Below are 17,523 nucleotides of genomic sequence, written 5' to 3' on the forward strand. Positions count from 1 at the left end.
GGATGACGTAATCGACGGAATTATTATGAACGCAGGGAAATTGTGTCGAGGCCCAATCGTGCCTGTCTCAAAAACGTTACACGAGAGGAATTGAACCGCGGATGTCGCGGATGACACGGATGGAGGGGGGCGAAATCCAATTCGACGGTCTGAGACAGCGGCTACAGGCTCGCCAATAAATCGCGGAGAGAATTTTTGGGACGCTCCAGGCGAAAGATTCGCAGACCCGCGGCGGTTGCTCCCTCCCAATCACGAACCGGATCGTCGCCGGCGTGCAGCACTTCGCCAGGGGTAGCAGCAGAAAGTTTCAAAGCGCGACGGTAAATTTCGGGATCGGTTTTATCCGCGCCCAGCTCGCTCGATAGAAAAATGTTAGAGAAGAATTGTGAAACACCGAGGTGCTCGAGGATCATCCGGAGACGGCCGTCGAAATTGGAAATGACGGCAAGGGTAAAACGGGGTCGCAGCGATTCCAGGACCTCGATGACTTCGGGATAAAGCTCCCACACGCCGGCTTCAGCAAAATGCGAATAGGCTGCTTCAAAAAAGGCGTCGCGATCCAGTTCGCTTGTCCCGGGAGCGACCTGTTCGATCACCCGGCGGACGAGCTCGCACCACCACGGTTTGTCATCGTCGTCGCGCGGACCGTCGATGGCCGGTCGCGTCGGCATTTGTTTCCAGGACGCCACGAAGGCGCGATCAAGAGCCACGGCGTCGAGGGTCAAGCCCACGCGGCGGCCCACCAGGGCATAATGATAGCCCACGCTTTTCGGCAAATGAATAAGGGTGCCGGCGGCGTCGAAGAAGATGGTCCTAAGCACGGTGGGTTCGTTTCTAGTGCGGTAGAGAAGTTGGACGCAAGCCTAGGACTCTGCCACTTTCGCGCCGTGCCGACCTTTCCAGCGCGGCTTAAAGGTCGTCGCGCGATGAGCGGTGGCAATTACCGCCGGAACGCGATACACGTATTTCGCGCGTATGGCCGACAAAGTGACAACGCAGCCGATCACCTCCGGGAGCGACCAACGGAAGAACATACCAGTCGTTACGGTTGAGAGTTTCTACAAAGCCCACGGGCAGAAGCTGCAGCTGAAACTCGAGGGAAAGCGGGTTGGTTTTCATCGCAAGATCCGGGAACCGACCATCAATCGTCCCGGCCTGGCCCTGTCGGGATTCTATAATTATTTCGCGGAGAAACGGGTGCAGGTTCTCGGCGCGGCCGAACAATCCTACCTGAAGAGCCTTACCGCGCGAACCCGCGTCCAGCGTTTCCGCGCGTTGTGCGGACAGAAGATTCCCTGCCTGGTTACTTCCCGTGGGGCGCACCTCGATCCTGATTTGCTGGCGGTGGCGGAAGAGCAGCAGGTAGCGGTTTTTCGCACTCCTCTGGTGACGATGCGTTTCATCAACGCGGCGACCATCGCCATGGAGGTCGATTTTTCCCCGACGGTGACGGAGTTCGGCAGCATGGTCGACATTCTCGGGGTGGGGGTGCTCATCCGCGGGCAAAGCGGCATTGGAAAAAGCGAGGCGGTCCTGGGCTTGATCGAGCGCGGCTACAGCCTGGTGGCGGATGATGTTACCCGGGTGAAATCGCTCGAAGGACGGGAGTTAATGGCAACCGCCCCGGACCTCACCCGTTACCACATGGAAGTCCGCGGGATCGGTATCATCAACGTGGCCTCGATCTTCGGCATCGGCAGTATCCGAATTGAGAAGCGGCTCGATTTGGTCGTGACCCTGCGCGACTGGGAGGAACTGGAGGAGGAAAAAGTCGATCGCATTGGACTCGATCAGGAATTTTACGAGATTCTAAAATTGCAGGTACCGCACATCACGATTCCAGTCCGCCCGGGGCGGGAAATTCCACGATTGATCGAAGTTGCGGCAATGGACCAGAAATTGAAAGGTCTGGGACGAAACAGCGCATTGGAATTCAGCGATAAGCTGCTCAATGTAATGGCGACGAAGGAAAGCTAATGGGACTTTTGAATCGGAGATCGCACGGGCCGGCCCAAAAACTCGAAAAAGAGATTACGATCGTCAATCGGCTCGGTCTGCACGCGCGGCCGGCGGCGATGTTTGTTCGGATCGCGAGCCGGTACCGCTCTGAAGTCTGGGTGGAGAAGGAAGGCGAGAAGATCAACGGCAAAAGCATCATGGGCCTGATGATGCTGGCGGCCGGGCAGGGATCGAAGCTCACGATTTGTTGCGAAGGCCCCGATGCCGACAAGGTGCTGGAAGAGCTCGAAGAGTTGATTCAGAAGAAGTTCAACGAGGATTGACAGCCGCGATATGCTCTCTTGATGAGCGGCGATAACGCGAAACAAGAGACTCGCTTCCAGGGCGTGGGAGTTTCTCCCGGCGTCGCTCGCGGAACACTCTATGTCGTTCGCGATGATGGCGACGAAGTGGCGCGTCATCGGATCGAGCCCTCCGCAATTCCGAACGAGATCGGCCGCTTCGAAATGGCGTTGATCCAGACGCGCTCCCAGATTCTCGAGATGCAGGAGCGCATCGCCCAATCGATCGGGGCGAAGGATGCCGGCATTTTCGATGCGCACCTGCTGGTGGTGGAGGACCGCACTTTGATCGACGAAGTGCTGCGCAAATTGCAAACCGACCTCTGCAATGTGGAATTCGTTTTCCAGCAAGTGGCCACCCATTATGCCGACACCCTGAGCCAGATCGACGATCCTTATTTGCGCGAGCGCGCTCTCGACATCCAGGATGTGACTCGCCGCGTCGTCCGGAACCTCCAGGGCAAAGCGCCCAAGGATTTTCTTAGTTTGACGCATCGGCACATCCTTTTGGCGCACAACATTACGCCCTCGGACACCGCCACCATGAACCGCGAACACACGATCGGTCTCGCGACCGATCTGGGCAGCCGCACGTCGCACACGGCGATCATGGCGCGTTCGCTCGGGATTCCGGCGGTGGTCGGCTTGCACGACGCTACCGACAAACTCGAGACGGGCCGGGAGGCGTTGATCGACGGTTACAATGGGCTGCTCATTCTGGATCCAAAGCCGGAGACGCTCTGGCATTACGGCGAGCTGGAACACAAGCGATCGCTCGTCGCCCAGCAACTGACCGGGCTGCGCGAGACGAAATCGACGACCAAAGATGGCCGGCACATTGTTCTCTCGGCTAACATTGAGCTGCCGGACGAAGTGGAAGCGGCCCCGCGCAACGGCGCCGAAGGAATCGGCCTTTACCGCACGGAATTTCTCTATCTCAACCGCACGACCCTTCCCAGCGAAGCGGAACAATACGCCACCTACCGGAAAGTGGCCGAGCAGGTGCAGCCGCATCCGCTTATCATCCGGACGTTCGATCTGGGCGGCGACAAGGTGGCCGGCGCGCTGGATTCCGGCGACGAGATGAATCCTTTCCTGGGCCATCGCGCGATCCGCTTTTCCCTGGAACGGGTCGATATTTTCAAGGCGCAACTGCGGGCCATCATCCGGGCGAGCGCAGTGGGGAACGTGAAGATCATGTTTCCCATGATTTCAGGACTGGAAGAATTGGGCCGCGCCCTCGCCGTCTTCGAAGAATGCAAGGCGGAGCTGAAAAGCGAAGGCCAGGAGTTCGATCCGAAAATTGAAGTGGGCGCCATGATCGAAATCCCGGGCGCGGCGATGTGTGCCGACCGGCTCGCGCGCGAGATCGATTTTTTTAGCATCGGCACAAACGACCTCATTCAATATGCCCTAGCGGTGGATCGGGTGAACGAGCGGGTGGCGCACCTCTATGAGCCGACCCATCCCGCTGTTTTGCGGCTTCTCAAGATGACGGCGGACGCCGCGCACGCGCATGATATTTGGGTGGGCGTTTGCGGCGAAATGGCCGGCGACCTGGCTTTGATCCCGCTTCTTCTTGGCCTCGGCATGGACGAGTTGAGCGTGGGGGCTTCGCTTGTCCCGCGGGTGAAACGCGCTGTGCAGAGTTTAACTTACGCCGAGTGCCAGAAGCTGGCCGAGCAAGTCATGGAGCTGGATACGCCCTCCGCGATTTTGAGCCGCTCTCTCGAAATAGCCCAGGGGCATTACGGTGAGCTGCTGGGGTGAACTTGTAGCAGCGGCCCTGTGGGCCGCTTTTGGAAGCGACGTCGATCTGGAGCGGCCCACAGGGCCGCTGCTACAAAAGCTCACTAATCGTCCTCGCTCGATTCGGATTCTGATTCCGACTCGATGTCCGGCTTGAGCCCGTCCTCTTCCATCTTGCGGAGGACGTCGCTCATATCGTCGACCTCATCCCAGACGTCCTGGCTCACATACATCGGCGCCTTCTGCTGTGTCGCCATCGCGATGCAATCGCTCGGCCGGCCATCCAGCTCGATGATTTTTTTCTGCTGCAATTCGTTTTCGGCGCGAATGATCATGCGCGCGTAATAGGTGGCGTTTTTCAGGTCGTTGATGATGACGCGTTCCACTTTCGCGCCCAGGGCCGTCATGAGGTGGCCCATCAAATCGTGGGTGAGGGGACGCTCCTTGGAGACGTCGCGCATGAACATGGTGATGGCGCTGCCGACCGTTTGATCGACGTAAATGATGAACACCTTGTCATTGTTGCCGAGAAAAACCGCGCAGCCGCCGCTCGTGGGCAAAACCGCCCGGACTTGCACCTCGATGACCGTTTTGTTCATCCGCGCAAACCGTAACAGCGGCGATGGGAAACACAAGCAGGCCCCCGCGTGGTAGGGACGCCGCGCTGCGGCGTCCGAACGATTCGCGAAAGGCCCCGCGGACGGCGCAGCGCGCCGTCCCTACCAGAAGCGAATATGTCCACGAGATTTTTGAATGCGGGCTTGCATGTCCGCCGCTGTGATTGATTATCGCTCTGCGGCGGCTGCCGCAACTGAAGAATGAAGAACGAGTGGGACGTCGACGCTGCCATTTCGACCTATAACGTTGACGGCTGGGGCACCGGTTACTTCACCGTCAACGGCGCGGGCAACGTCGAGGTTCGCCCGCTCCAGGAAAAGGGCGGCTCCATCGATATTCTCGATGTAGTCAACGAAGCGCGTGATCGCGGACTCGGCTTCCCCCTCGTCATCCGGTTCCAGGACCTCCTCCGGCATCGGGTGGAATCGGTTAACTGTGCTTTTAAAAAAGCGATCGAAGAATTCGGCTACAAGAATCATTATCGCGGCGTTTTCCCGATCAAGGTGAACCAGCTGCGGGAGGTGATCGAAGAGATCGTCGACGCCGGCCAGGAATTTCACTTCGGGCTCGAAGCGGGGAGCAAGCCGGAGCTGGTCGCGGCCCTCGCCATGCACAAGGACCATGAGAGCCTGATCATCTGCAATGGCTACAAGGATCGCGCTTTCATTCGCATCGCCCTTCTCGGCCGCAAGCTGGGCAAGTCGGTCATCATCGTGGTCGAGAAGCTCGAGGAGTTGGAGCAAACCATTCGCGCTTCCAAGGAAGTGGGCCTCGAGCCGATGATCGGCATCCGGGTGCGACTCTATAGCAAGGGCGCGGGCAAATGGACGACCAGCGGCGGCGAGAACGCGAAGTTTGGGCTCGATACCACCAGTCTCGTTGCGGCCAGTGAAATGTTGAAGGCTGCGGGCCTCGCACATTGCTTCAAGCTCGTTCATTTCCACGTCGGCTCGCAGGTGCCGGATATTTCCACGATAAAACGCGCCGTGCGCGAAGCGGCCCGGTATTACGCTAAGCTTTGCCAGCTCGGGCATGAGCTGGGTTATCTCGATGTCGGCGGCGGGCTCGGCGTCGATTACGACGGGTCTCGGAGCGACTTCGACAGCTCGGCGAATTATTCGCTCCAGGAATACGCCAACGACGTCATCTGGAACGTCATGGACGTGTGCGATTCCGAGAAGGTCCCGCATCCGGCGATCGTCAGCGAAGGCGGACGCGCGATCGTGGCCCATCATTCGGTCCTCGTGGTCGAGGCTTTCAGTTCCATCGAGAAAACCGCGCCGAAACTCAAAGTCGAGGCGAACGAGAAGGATCACAAACTGGTTCGGGACATCCTCGACGTGAAGCAACGCCTCAAACGGGGCAATCGCCTGGAAAGCCTGCACGACATTCAACAGATCAAGGAAGAAGCGCAGCAGACGTTTACGCTTGGGCTGCTCGACCTCGAATCGAAGGCGAAGCTCGATTGCGTTTACTGGCAGCTCGCCCAGCAGATCGTCAACATGCATCGCGGCCTGCGCTTCGTGCCGGAGGAAGTGAAGGAGCTCGAGACCTCGCTCGGCGATCAATATATCTGCAACTTTTCCGTGTTCCAATCCCTTCTCGATCATTGGGCGCTGGGCCAATTGTTCCCGATCATGCCGATCCATCGGCTGACCACGCCGCCCGATCGCAACGGCATGCTGGTGGACATCACCTGCGATTCCGACGGCAAGGTCTCCAAGTTCATCGATTTGCAGGACGTGAAAGACACCCTGCCGCTCCACCGGATTGCGCCGGGCGAGATTTATTATCTCGGAGTATTCATGGTCGGCGCCTACCAGGACATCATGGGCGATCTGCACAATCTGTTTGGGCGCGTGACCGAGGCGCATGTCTTTCTCGACCCCGATGAGGAACTGGGGTGGTACATCGAGGAAGTCATCGAAGGCAGCACCATCGGCGAAGTGCTCGCGATGACCCAGTGGGACAAGGTCGAGCTGATGCGCCTGCTCAAGACGCAAGTCGACAGCGCGATCAAAGGGGACCGGTTGAAGCCGAATGACGCCATGAAGCTCCTGTCCGATTACGAACGCCTTCTCAACGAATACACCTATCTCTCGCTGACTGAAGGAAGACCGGTGCCGCAACCGGGCAATTGGCTGCCGCTGAGCTAGTCGGTGGATCGAGTGCTCCGTCGCTCGATGCGAGACGGATTCAGAAACGCCCCACAAACGTTGCAATCGCCGCCAGGATTCGCTGATCAACCTCCTCCTGGGTTTCGTCTGTCGCCTGGAGCTGGCGCTTCAATACAAGCAGGGAATGATCTCCGCCTTCGACGACGTGGAGAAAGTTCGGGCCCTTCATTTCGAGCCTGAGGTTTTCCAAAAGCTCCAACGGACAAAGCGGATCGCGGGTGCCTTGGACAAAAAGAATCGGCGTCCGTAATTGGCGCAGAACTTTGTCGCGCAACCGGGATGGATCTCCGCCGCCGCACAGCGGATAGCCAAAACAAATCAGGCCCGTGACCGGCTCTTCCAGCGAGACGTGGCATCCGATCCGTCCGCCCATGCTTTTGCCAATCAGGAATGCCGGCCGGGTGTCGCCTTGCCGGGCAGCAACGAGAGCCTGCCGGTGGGTGGCGATCAATTCCGGCAGCCGATCGGGACGCCGTTGCCTTTGTTGCATGTAGGCGTAATCGAAAGTCTCGACATCGCCGACGACTGAAAGCCGTTCCTTCCAGCGTTGCATCCACGGGTGAGTGGAAGGCGCTCCAGCGCCGGGTGCGAAAAGAAACAGGGGCCTTGTCATTGTAGGGCCTCAACCAAGCGATCAAGAAAAACGGTCTGGGCAGGATTGATCCTGGCTCGAGCCATCTCCAGGAAAAAAAAGCTGGCTTGGTCAATTTCCGGGAACGCCTGCGTTTTGCTGGATCGCGGCGGCCATTCCACCTCAAAGGTGTTCGAAGCCAGTTTGAAATCGGGCGGCAAATCCCCCGCAAACGCCCAGGCGTGAACTGTTTTGCCGCCTTTCTGTTTCACATAGCCCAGCTCAATCCAAGACCCATTGCCGGTGGCGATAGCGGCTTTCTCAACCGAAATACCGAGCTCTTCGGCAAACTCTATTTTCGCCCGCTCCAACAAATCCTCGCCTGACGCGACCTCTCCTTTTGGAATCGTCCAGGCGCCTTCATCCTTGTTTCGAAAGTAGGGGCCGCCCGGATGGACGAGCAGCACCTCCGTCTCTCCATTTTGCATCCGGAACATCAGCAGTCCCGCGCTCGTTTGCGCCCGCGCCACGAGGCAAGATTAAGCGATCGGGCTACGAGTCAACGTGCCGGGCCGCCTCTGCTAATCCTTGTCATTCCGTCGAAAGTTTAGAATTCTCAGGCCCGCTGACATGGACCCGAAGATTCCGCGGCAGCGGTGGCGACATTTAGGTCTGCTCATCCTGCTTCTCCTGCTGTTCATAGTGTCGCCCCTTGTTGCCCCACTCCGGTTTGGCGTCCTGTTTTTGAATGTCGTGGGCGCCGCCGTGTTGTTGGCGGGGACGCACGTCATCAGCGAACGAAAGCGGCTTTTCACCTCTACCCTGGTTCTGGCCATCGCCACCATCGCCCTCAATGGTTTCATCATCGTCTGGAACGCCCAGCGGCTGATCCTGGTCTCGAACTTTTGTCTCCTGACCTTGCTGGCGTTGTTCTCCATCAGCATTCTCGCTGACGTTCTCCGGCGTGGTCCAGTCACCGCGGACAAGATTTACGGCGCCATTTGCGTCTATTTCCTGATCGGATATGCATGGGCTTTCTGCTACGCCATCCTGGAACAGATCGAGCCCGGATCGTTTTCCGGTCCGGCGGAGAGTGGGGCGGTGTCAGAGTACGTCGCCCGCGTGATTCGGATGCGTTATTTCAGTTTTGTCACGCTGACCACGGTCGGTTTCGGCGACATCGTACCGCGGTCGAATGCGGCCCGAACCTTTGCCACACTCGAGGCGGTAATGGGCCAGATCTATCTGGCGGTGCTCGTCGCGCGGCTCGTCGGGTTACATATTGTTCACGCCAGCAGGGAACAACCCCGCGACGACAGTTAGCGTCGGCCGCCAGCTGCTTACTTTGCTCGCGTGAAGCGAAGCTTCGAACCGCGCGGGTCCTGCAAGGTCATGTGGTCGCCGGATAGCTCGAGCTGATACACGGAGGTAGCACCCGGTGTTTCGATTTTTACCCGGTCGCGATCTCCGAAGCTGTATCGGCCTCGAATACTTCCCATCTGGACCGACCCGCCCTCGGCGAATTCCCAGACCATGGTATTGCCCTCGCCATCCACTCGCCATTTCCCCACGATGTCGCGCCGGGGGCCGCCACAACCGCTCAGCGCGGCGAGCAAGATGATTGAAGTGATTGTGAAGCAGCGGGAGAGCAATGATTTCATCCTGGGTGAATGTTTGGCCAGGTTGTAACGGGATCGGGGCATTTTGGAAATCATTTCCGCCCTCGGAGCAGCGGGGGGAAAAGGTTCGAGGCGGCTTGACGTCTGCCGCTGCGCACTAACTTATGCACCTTATGTTTTCCTGCCGACGGTTCCGGAATCGCCGTGGTCTGCCAGTAATGATCGGATTTCTGGCGCTCGCCCTCCTGGTTTCCACCGCGGAAGGGCGGAAGAAGGATCCGGCCTTCGCCACCTCGGCCGATGATCCGGTGTTGCGCGCTCGCATCGCGGCTCTCGGTCCGAATGTCGATCCCGAGGAAGCCCAGCGAGTTGCCGCGATGGCTTATACAACCGGCCGGGAACTGAAAAAAGAGTGGAGAGTAGTCTGGCCGCCGGGCCTGCAAAACTTCCTCGTCAATACCGGGGCCAGGAAAGGAGGCCTTTGCTTCCAGTTCGCGGAGCGGCTTCTCCTCCGCCTTACCGAGCTGAAATGGGAAACGCTCGAGTTTCATTGGGCGGAATCGTTCGATAAGACGGCGAGCGAGCACAACGTCATTGTCGTCACCGCGAAGGGCCAGCCCTTTGCCCAGGGAATTCTGCTCGATAATTGGCGCTACGGCGGACGCCTCGTCTGGGGGCCGATCGTGGAAGATCCCTTTTACCAGTGGGTGGAGAATAAGGCCCAATACCAAAAGGTATTGAACAAGCGAGTTGTCCCGACGCCCACACCGTCCCGTCCCGCCGCGAATTCAACTCCGTCTGCCGTCAAACCGGAACCGGAAACGCGGTAAGCCTGATTTCTTTACTGGCGACCGGCAGCCGGTCGCTACCGCACGACCGGAGGCGTTGGTGACGGCTTTGGTCTGGGGCCTTTGGGATTGCGAGGGACTGTCGTCGTTGTGCTCTTTGGGGGGTATTTGGTCGGCGGGTTGGTTGTTGTTGTGGTGGGAGGGTTTTTGGTTTGCCCCGGCGTTCGGCCTGTCGTTGGGGGTGGTTGAGTCGGACCGGTGTTAGTTGTAGGAGGATGAGTGCCCGGAGGCTGGGTCGGCGGCCGCGTGGATGGCGGGCGAGGATTATGATGGGTTCCTCCTCCAAGAATTCCTCCAATGTCGATGTTGATATTCGGCCCGGTATAGTTCGGAGGCGGCGCCTGCGGCGCGGGCTGTTGTTGCTGCGCCGCGGCCATAATGAGCGGCTGGCTCGGCAACGGCTTGAAGTCGGTAATGAGCGGATGACTCTTCATCACGTCATTAAGGTTGATATTCACCGGCATTGGCAGGGTGGTGGCGCCGGCTGGGACATCCAGCATTTGTCCCGCTCGGACGTACCGATAATCCTTCGGCTTCGCGACCAGGGCCATCCGGGCGCTTCCTTCGAGGGTGATCAATTTGCTCTTCGTCCCGCCGGCCGATTCGAAGATGAGGGTGGTTCCAGTGACAGCCACGGTGACCGCGCTCGTTTTTACGGAGCCGCCGCCTGAATCCTTCGGCACGCGCAGGAGGATCGAGCCACTCTCGATTTTGGCGGTGTGGCCGGAGCCGGTGAAACTAAAGATCGTGTTCGAGCCCAGGCGGGTAATGGTCAAATCCGGAAAGGTGAGCTCGGAACGCGAATCGCCGCCCGTCCGCACGCCGGTGTCTTCGGACACCTTGTCGTTTACCGCGGCGGGACGCGCGGCGGCTTCCGAGGGAAGAAGTCTCACGTCGCGAATGATCTGGGTGACGCGTGCTTCCTTGGACGCAGCGCTGGCGACCGGCAGGGGCACGAGAAACAACATGCTGATTATCGAGACGGTCAGGATTTTAGAGGTCGGTTTCATGGGACAAATCGTTTTTCGCGGACCTGCTGAGAATGAGGAGTTTTGGTGAGGGTGTCGAGGCGAAACCAAGCGCGGGGGTTGAGGGGAGGCACGGCGATTTCAGATGGGGGCGGAGTAAGAGCATGAGCAAGAGTGAGCGCCGAGGCGGCGCTCATTGACCCACCCCGGGCGCGCCCGCATAGTGCTGCGCTTTATGTCGATCGAGCTGACCCGAAACTTCTGCATCATCGCGCATATCGATCATGGCAAGACGACGCTCTCCGATCGATTGCTCGATCGCACGGGCACGATCCACGAGCGCGACAAGCAGGACCAGTTGCTCGATTCGATGGATTTGGAACGCGAACGCGGCATCACCATCAAGGCGCACCCGGTCGCGATGCGTTACGCGGCCAAATCAGGCCAGAAATATCGCCTCAACCTGCTCGACACGCCGGGCCACGTCGATTTTGCCTACGAAGTCTCACGCTCGCTCGCCGCCTGCGAAGGAGCGCTCCTCATCGTCGATGCCGCCCAGGGGGTTGAAGCCCAGACGGTGGCGAACGTGCATCTCGCCCACAAGCAGGGGCTCACCATCATTCCCGTCATCAACAAGATCGATTTGCCGAACGCCGACATCCCCGCCGTCCACAAACAGCTCGAAGAAATCCTCGCCATTCCCGCCGAGGAAGCGATCGATGCCAGCGCGAAGATGGGGATCGGCATTGAGGAAATTCTCGAAGCCGTCGTCCACCGCATCCCGCCGCCGCCGAAACCAGCCGATGAAATTTTGCGCGGGCTCGTCTTCGATTGCGTCTTCGACATTTACCGCGGCGTCGTTGCCTACGTCCGCATCTTTTCCGGCAAGATCGAGGCGGACCAGGGCATCAAGTTAATCAATAACGACGCCCGCTACGAAGTGAAGGAAGTCGGGGTCTTCACCCCGAAGATGTTTCCGCAAAAGCGGCTCGAGGCGGGCGACGTCGGTTATTTCATCGCGAACATCAAGAGCACCGCGGACATCAAGATCGGGGACACCGTGACCGATTTGCGCAACCCCGCCCGCGAGCCGCTGCCCGGCTTCCAGGAAATCCATCCGATGGTATTCAGCGGCCTTTACCCGATCAACACCGGCGATTTCGAGCATTTGAAGGCCGCTATCGGGAAATTGAGGCTGAACGATTCCGCGTTTGTCTATCAACCCGAGAGTTCGGTCGCGCTTGGGTTCGGATTCCGCTGTGGATTTCTCGGCCTGCTCCACATGGAGATCATCCAGGAGCGGCTGCGGCGGGAATACGACATGGACATCATCGCCACCTCGCCGAGCGTCATTTACGAGATCCTCACCACTCGAGGCGAGACGTTGCTCGTCGATAACCCGGCGCACCTGCCGGACCCAAGCGTGATCGATGAAATCCGCGAGCCGATTGTCAAAGCGTACGTCCTTTGCCCGAATGAAAACATCGGCGACATCCTTCAGCTCATTCTGGAGAAGCGCGGCCTGATGGACCACACGGAATCGCTCGACACCCGGCGCGTCATGCTCCATTGCGAGCTGCCCTTGAACGAAATCCTGGTGGACTTCAACGACAAGATTAAGAGCATCACCCGCGGCTACGGCTCGATGGATTACGAGCACGCCGGTTATCGCGCCGCGAAATTGGTGAAGCTCGATCTGCTCGTGAACGGTGAACCGGTCGACGCTTTTTCCACCATCGTGCATCGGGACCGGGCCGACAGCCGCGGCCGGATGCTGGCGGCGAAGTTGAAGGAAGTGATCCCGCGGCAGCTCTACCAGGTTGCGATCCAGGCGGCGATCGGTGGAAAAATCATTGCTCGCGAAAGCGTTTCCGCGTTGCGAAAAAACGTGACGGCCAAATGCTACGGCGGCGATATCACCCGGAAGCGGAAGCTGCTGGAGAAACAAAAAGAAGGCAAAAAGCGGATGAAAAGCATCGGCAAGATCAACATCCCCCAGGAAGCCTTTATCCAGGTACTCAAGGCGCAGTGACGGTGTGTCTCCCCCCATGCGAGAGATCATTTTCTACGAAACGGACTTTGGTGAAAAACCGGTCGAGGAATTTCTAACTGAGCTGGAACCTTCGGCGCGCGCGAAGGTCGTTCGCAGTCTGGAAATGCTACGAACGCTCTCCGTCGTCCCGGCCAAATTCTGGCAAAAATTGAGCGACCAAAAACTGTGGGAGATTCGTGCGGAATATGGTGGCAATATTTATCGAGTGCTGGCCTCCACCGCGAAGGGGAACAAAGTCATTTTGTTGCACGGCTTTCAAAAGAAATCGCAAAAGACCCCACGACAGGATATGGAAATTGCTCAGCAAAGGCAGAGACGGTATTTTCAACGCCACGGATATCTGTGAACGACGATCTCCAAAAATTCCATGAGCAGAATATGAGTGCCGATCCGCATTACGCGGCGGCCCGTCACCTTCTCGAGCTTGGAGAAGCAATTGCGCTTCTGCGTGAAGAAGCGCGACTCACCCGTGGTGAGCTGGGTAAGCGTTTGCGTGTCAAGGCCCGGGACATTGCGCTAGTCGAAGAAGAGACTCCGCGCGCGCCGGCTGGTCTGTTGGAGGCTGCCCTAAGTCTTCTCGTGCGGATTAGTTTGGCGAAGGCGAAGCAGCCTCCGGCCGTTGTGGAATCAATTCGCACGATTCGGCATTTCAGACCGACGCTCACGCCCGCCTGACACACCTCGTTGGCGCCGATTTTCTCACACCAGTTCCCGACAATCCGGTTTTGCAAAGCGGGTGAAGCGGCTACCTTCCGCGAGTGTTTACCAAGAGTTACATCAAACACGGGCGGCTGCTCATTCGGCATGCGGACAAATTGCTTCGCTATCGCAGGGACCTGCTGAGCGAAAGCACCAGTGCCGAAATGAAGGCGCAGATCGAGCGGGTCCGCCAGGCGCTGAAGAAGAAAAACGAGCTTTTGGTTAAGGAGGAATCCGAACGCCTGCACGCGCTTTACACCCAGCATCTCCCCACGCCGAAAGATGCCGCCTGGCGCGAAAACGTGGAGGTAATCCTGGTGGCGATCGTCGTTGCCATCGGCATCCGGTCCTATTTCCTGCAACCGTTCAAGATCCCGACCGGCTCGATGCAGCCGACGCTCAATGGCATCATCGGCCATCCCATGACGGAGCCGGCTCCGAACATTTTGCGCCAGGTGGCGGAGTTTTTTGTCCTCGGCCGCAACTACATCAACGTCGTTTCCGCCGAGGAGGATCGCATTGAGCAGATCACCCCCCAAAAGTTCGGCTTTTTCTTTACCTTCTCGCGCATCAAGTGTGAGCGGCAGAATTTCCTCGTTTACGCGCCGCCCGATACCTTGCGCCAGGATTTCAAATTGGCTCCGGGGAACCACTACAACAAGGGCGACGTCATCGCTCGCGGCGCGATCGATACCGGCGACCAGGTTTTTGTGGATAAATTCAGCTACAATTTCATGAAACCGCACCGGGGGAATGTGTTCGTTTTTCGAACCGACCAGATTTTTGGCATCCCAGCGGACCCGGAAACGGGCGAGCATTCGTTCTACATCAAGCGCCTAGCCGGTCTTCCTAACGATGCGCTCCGGATCGATCCGCCGCTTCTCTTTGTGAATGGGAAGGTGGCGGAAGGATTTGGCTTCGCGCGAGTGATGTCGGCCAAACCTCCATACCGCGGCTATGCGCCGGGCCGTGATTATGTGTCGGACCCCACGAAGACCTACACGGTGCCGGAACACCGCTATTTCGCCATGGGCGACAACAGCTACAATAGCTACGACAGCCGCTGGTGGGGGCCGGTTCCGGAGGAGAACCTGGTCGGGCGCGGACTGTTCGTTTATTGGCCTTTTAACTGGCACTGGGGATTTATCAGGTAGCGAGGAAGCGGAGTAATGGAGTGATGGAGTAGTGGAGTAATGGGGAATCCGAAAATGCATTTCTCCATTACTCCAGCACTCCACTACTCCATCGCTCCGTAACACGACATGGGGGCGCATATCCCTCGCGTTTATCCCTGGCTTGGGCTGCTTGCCGGTTACGGGATCGTGCTCTTTTTCAACCCGATCCGGCTCGCCCTTCGCGATGGTCTGCGCTGCATTCTGCGGTTCAAACGCGTCTGGGTCACCTTCGTCCTCCTCGGCTTCGCCTATTCGGTTTTCCAATTCGCCACCTTTACCCCCGTCCACGCTGCCGCCGAGCTGGACTTCAGTCAGGTCACGGCCCCGGGTGCCTGGGAATGGCCGGCCTTTGTCGAAGTCTGGCGCGAGGTGCCGCTGCCCGCCCTGGAAGGGGTCGCGGGGATTTTCGATAACGCGACGACGACCTATCCGCTCTCCATCCTGGCCGCGATTCTCCTGGTGGTGAACTGGCGTGGCTTGCACGGCGCGCTGGTTCGGGCCCTGAGAAAGCGATACGGATTTTGGGGCTACGTCATCTACCTGATCTTGCTGGTCAGCGCTTTCGCCGCGCTTTTAAAACCGATCGTTTTCTGGCGATTGCCCGTCTGGGGGCAGGCGGAACCCGCCGCCCACCTCCTCCAAATCTCCGCGACCGTGGATGCCGTGGCTTTCATTTTTGAATATCTCTTTGGCGTTTACATTCAGGTTTACCTCATCACGGTTTGCCTCGCCTGGATTAAGGGATTGAGCTTTGGCGAAATCGAATTGTTCGGGTTCGCCATGCGACGGTTCAGCTACGTCCTGGAATGGGCGGGGATCGTCGCCATTGTCGGCACGTTCATCGTTCGCATGCCGCTGCTGCTCGCCTATTTTTGGAATATTCCCGACGTCCTCGACTATTTGCCGGGTGAACGCTTCATCATGTGCGCGCTCATCATCGTTTTCTGTTCGATGCAGGTGTCGCTCGTTCTGCACAACGAGACGCTCAAGGCCGCGTTTGCCGCTCACAAGGAATTCATTCGCACGAACCTTTTCCGGGTCGCCTGGTTCCTGCTTATCGCGGCAATCCATTATTTTTTCCTCATCACGTGCGACGCCATTGTGCGCACGGCCATCGCCGATCGCGTGGTGGGAGTAATCGGGTGGAAGGTTATCTACGTCTGCTTGCGTGGATTGATGACGGGATGGCTCCTGGCGTCGTGGGTCTGTCTGTTCCGCCAATGCGAAACCCGCCGGGCGAACCAGGAGACCTGGATTCAGGCGGAGATTCAGTATTAGCGTGGCATGAATACAAGTCCTGGTAGGGACGCCGCGCTGCGGCGTCCGTTGTTTTCGGAAGACAGACGCGTGATATTTCCGCGCGGACGGCGCAGCGCGCCGTCCCTACCAAGTTGAGCAATGAATGCCGCCAAGATCACGCGCGACAGCAAGTCGAACTTGGCGCTCGCCTTTGTCGCGCTCGGCCGGGAGCGCCGGAACGACATCACCGTCTTCTACGCGTTCTGTCGCGTGATCGACGACATCGCAGACTCGCCCGAGACCACCGTGGAACAAAAGGCGGAGGAGCTGCGCGCCTGGCGAAAATGGATTCGGGAACCGACCGAGAACGAGCCGGCCCTCGCGGGCGATGTGCGGGGACTCTACCGGAAGTACGCGATCACGCCGCCGATGCTCGACGAGATCATCGATGGCGTGGAGATGGATCTGGGCGACGTCCGCTATCAAACGTTTGAGGAGCTGCGGCTCTACTGTTACCGCGTCGCGAGCGCCGTCGGCCTGGTGAGCATCGAGATTTTCGGCTATCGCAATCCTGCCTGCCGCAACTACGCGATCGAACTGGGGTTAGCTTTGCAGGTGACGAATATTATCCGCGACGTCGGCAAGGATTTGGAGAACGGCCGGATTTATCTGCCGCAGGCGGACCTGGCCCGCTTCGATTATTCCCAGACGGATCTGCGGACGCGTAATTACAACGAAGCCTTCGTGCGCCTGATGGAATTCGAAAGCGAGCGCGCGGAGGATTTTTTTGCAAAAGCAGCCGCGCTGCTGCCGCGGGAAGATCGCCGTTCGATGGTGGCCGCGGAAATCATGGCGTCGGTCTATCATGCTCTGCTGCGGCGCATGAAGAGGGACGGGTTTCGGGTCTTCGATAAGGAGTACAGGCTCAGCAAGATCGAAAAAAGCGGCCGCGTAGCCGGCCAACTTCTTCGACTTTGCTTGAATGCGAGGGGTTGAGCATCCGTCAGAATTTCTCCAACCAATTTACCAAGGGATTATGAAGAAGAATGTTTTAGTTATGATTGCCGTGGCTCTGTTTGTCGCCGTGGCCTTTACCTCGTGTGAAACGGCCACCGGCCAGGGCGCCGGCTGGGGGGCAGCCGCCGGGGCGGTTATTGGGGGACTCACGTCGCATCATAGCGCTGAAGGCGCCGCCGTAGGGGCATTGATCGGCGCCAACACCGGCGCGCTCATTGGCGCTTCGATCGACGAAGCGAACGCAGTCCGTTACGGTCCGCATCCTCGTGGCGGCTTTCCGTTTGCCCGGCCAACAGAGCGTCCAGGTCTATACGTGAGCCCGTATCCGCCGCATCGCGTTTACGATCTGCGTCACGTTCCGCACGGTGGCCTCGTCGACGACCCGGTCGGCGGCGGCTACTTCCGCAAGCCGTAAAGGCAGGGACGCAATGGTAGGGACGCCGCGCTGCGGCGTTCGCGGGCTTTGAGGATTCTCGGACATCGCAGCGCG

At 58.7% G+C, this 17,523-nt stretch carries 19 protein-coding genes; 13 read left to right on the forward strand and 6 right to left on the reverse strand.

The window, feature by feature from the left end:
• Positions 1 to 161 precede the first annotated feature (161 nt).
• Positions 162 to 821, reverse strand: coding sequence for an HAD-IA family hydrolase (locus VJU77_07530; protein ID HKP03204.1), 660 nt, complete (start codon positions 819 to 821; stop codon positions 162 to 164).
• Positions 822 to 975: 154 nt separating this feature from the next.
• On the opposite strand from VJU77_07530, the gene hprK reads away from it, so the two are divergent.
• Genes hprK through ptsP form a run of 3 tightly spaced genes read left to right on the forward strand, consistent with a single transcriptional unit; the run spans position 976 to position 4,070 of the window.
• Entirely contained in the window at positions 976 to 1,977 is a 1,002-nt protein-coding gene (gene hprK / locus VJU77_07535) for an HPr(Ser) kinase/phosphatase (protein ID HKP03205.1), read from the forward strand.
• Positions 1,977 to 2,282 (forward strand): HPr family phosphocarrier protein, encoded by a 306-nt coding sequence (locus tag VJU77_07540; protein ID HKP03206.1) that lies wholly within the window; start codon positions 1,977 to 1,979, stop codon positions 2,280 to 2,282. The genes hprK and VJU77_07540 overlap by 1 nt, the downstream gene beginning before the upstream one ends.
• Before the next feature lie 21 nt (positions 2,283 to 2,303).
• Positions 2,304 to 4,070, forward strand: coding sequence for a phosphoenolpyruvate--protein phosphotransferase (gene ptsP, locus VJU77_07545; protein ID HKP03207.1), 1,767 nt, complete (start codon positions 2,304 to 2,306; stop codon positions 4,068 to 4,070).
• An 83-nt stretch (positions 4,071 to 4,153) separates the two neighbouring features.
• Here ptsP and VJU77_07550 read toward each other — a convergent pair whose 3' ends face one another.
• The gene (locus VJU77_07550) at positions 4,154 to 4,648 is read right to left on the reverse strand and encodes a bifunctional nuclease family protein (GenBank protein ID HKP03208.1); all 495 of its coding nucleotides are present in this window, start codon (positions 4,646 to 4,648) and stop codon (positions 4,154 to 4,156) included.
• A 219-nt stretch (positions 4,649 to 4,867) separates the two neighbouring features.
• Between VJU77_07550 and speA the strand changes: the two genes are divergently transcribed.
• Entirely contained in the window at positions 4,868 to 6,823 is a 1,956-nt protein-coding gene (speA, locus tag VJU77_07555; protein HKP03209.1) for a biosynthetic arginine decarboxylase, read from the forward strand.
• Between the two features lie 40 nt (positions 6,824 to 6,863).
• Here speA and VJU77_07560 read toward each other — a convergent pair whose 3' ends face one another.
• Positions 6,864 to 7,457, reverse strand: coding sequence for an alpha/beta family hydrolase (locus tag VJU77_07560; GenBank protein ID HKP03210.1), 594 nt, complete (start codon positions 7,455 to 7,457; stop codon positions 6,864 to 6,866).
• Entirely contained in the window at positions 7,454 to 7,945 is a 492-nt protein-coding gene (locus VJU77_07565; GenBank protein ID HKP03211.1) for an NUDIX domain-containing protein, read from the reverse strand. Before VJU77_07565 ends, VJU77_07560 begins: the two co-directional genes overlap by 4 nt.
• A 100-nt stretch (positions 7,946 to 8,045) precedes the next feature.
• Here VJU77_07565 and VJU77_07570 point away from each other — a divergent pair, with 100 nt between their 5' ends.
• Positions 8,046 to 8,738: an ion channel gene (locus VJU77_07570; GenBank protein HKP03212.1), complete on the forward strand. Its 693-nt coding sequence runs from the start codon at positions 8,046 to 8,048 to the stop codon at positions 8,736 to 8,738.
• A gap of 17 nt (positions 8,739 to 8,755) precedes the next feature.
• Here the strand turns inward: VJU77_07570 and VJU77_07575 are convergent, their stop codons facing one another.
• Positions 8,756 to 9,076: a hypothetical protein gene (locus VJU77_07575; protein ID HKP03213.1), complete on the reverse strand. Its 321-nt coding sequence runs from the start codon at positions 9,074 to 9,076 to the stop codon at positions 8,756 to 8,758.
• Positions 9,077 to 9,252: 176 nt separating this feature from the next.
• Between VJU77_07575 and VJU77_07580 the strand changes: the two genes are divergently transcribed.
• Entirely contained in the window at positions 9,253 to 9,864 is a 612-nt protein-coding gene (locus VJU77_07580) for a hypothetical protein (protein ID HKP03214.1), read from the forward strand.
• 35 nt (positions 9,865 to 9,899) lie between these two features.
• On the opposite strand, the gene VJU77_07585 is transcribed toward VJU77_07580, so the two are convergent.
• Entirely contained in the window at positions 9,900 to 10,892 is a 993-nt protein-coding gene (locus VJU77_07585; protein HKP03215.1) for a FecR family protein, read from the reverse strand.
• Between the two features lie 181 nt (positions 10,893 to 11,073).
• Between VJU77_07585 and lepA the strand changes: the two genes are divergently transcribed.
• From lepA to VJU77_07620, 7 genes are all read left to right on the forward strand, one after another.
• Positions 11,074 to 12,882 carry a translation elongation factor 4 gene (lepA, locus tag VJU77_07590; protein ID HKP03216.1) on the forward strand — a complete coding sequence of 603 codons (1,809 nt, stop codon included), beginning with the start codon at positions 11,074 to 11,076 and terminating at the stop codon, positions 12,880 to 12,882.
• Between the two features lie 16 nt (positions 12,883 to 12,898).
• On the forward strand, positions 12,899 to 13,249 hold the full coding sequence (locus VJU77_07595) for a type II toxin-antitoxin system RelE/ParE family toxin (protein HKP03217.1): 351 nt from the start codon (positions 12,899 to 12,901) through the stop codon (positions 13,247 to 13,249).
• Positions 13,246 to 13,578, forward strand: coding sequence for a hypothetical protein (locus VJU77_07600; protein ID HKP03218.1), 333 nt, complete (start codon positions 13,246 to 13,248; stop codon positions 13,576 to 13,578). Before VJU77_07595 ends, VJU77_07600 begins: the two co-directional genes overlap by 4 nt.
• An 83-nt stretch (positions 13,579 to 13,661) precedes the next feature.
• Positions 13,662 to 14,756: a signal peptidase I gene (gene lepB / locus VJU77_07605; protein HKP03219.1), complete on the forward strand. Its 1,095-nt coding sequence runs from the start codon at positions 13,662 to 13,664 to the stop codon at positions 14,754 to 14,756.
• 108 nt (positions 14,757 to 14,864) lie between these two features.
• Complete coding sequence (locus tag VJU77_07610) at positions 14,865 to 16,055, forward strand: hypothetical protein (protein HKP03220.1); 1,191 nt, start codon at positions 14,865 to 14,867, stop codon at positions 16,053 to 16,055.
• A gap of 120 nt (positions 16,056 to 16,175) precedes the next feature.
• The gene (locus tag VJU77_07615; GenBank protein ID HKP03221.1) at positions 16,176 to 17,012 is read left to right on the forward strand and encodes a squalene/phytoene synthase family protein; all 837 of its coding nucleotides are present in this window, start codon (positions 16,176 to 16,178) and stop codon (positions 17,010 to 17,012) included.
• 61 nt (positions 17,013 to 17,073) lie between these two features.
• A complete protein-coding gene (locus VJU77_07620) occupies positions 17,074 to 17,448 on the forward strand; it encodes a glycine zipper domain-containing protein (GenBank protein ID HKP03222.1) in 375 nt (124 codons plus the stop codon).
• Positions 17,449 to 17,523 lie beyond the last annotated feature (75 nt).

It is taken from the genome of Chthoniobacterales bacterium, from assembly GCA_035274845.1.
GTDB lineage: Bacteria > Verrucomicrobiota > Verrucomicrobiia > Chthoniobacterales > UBA10450 > AV80.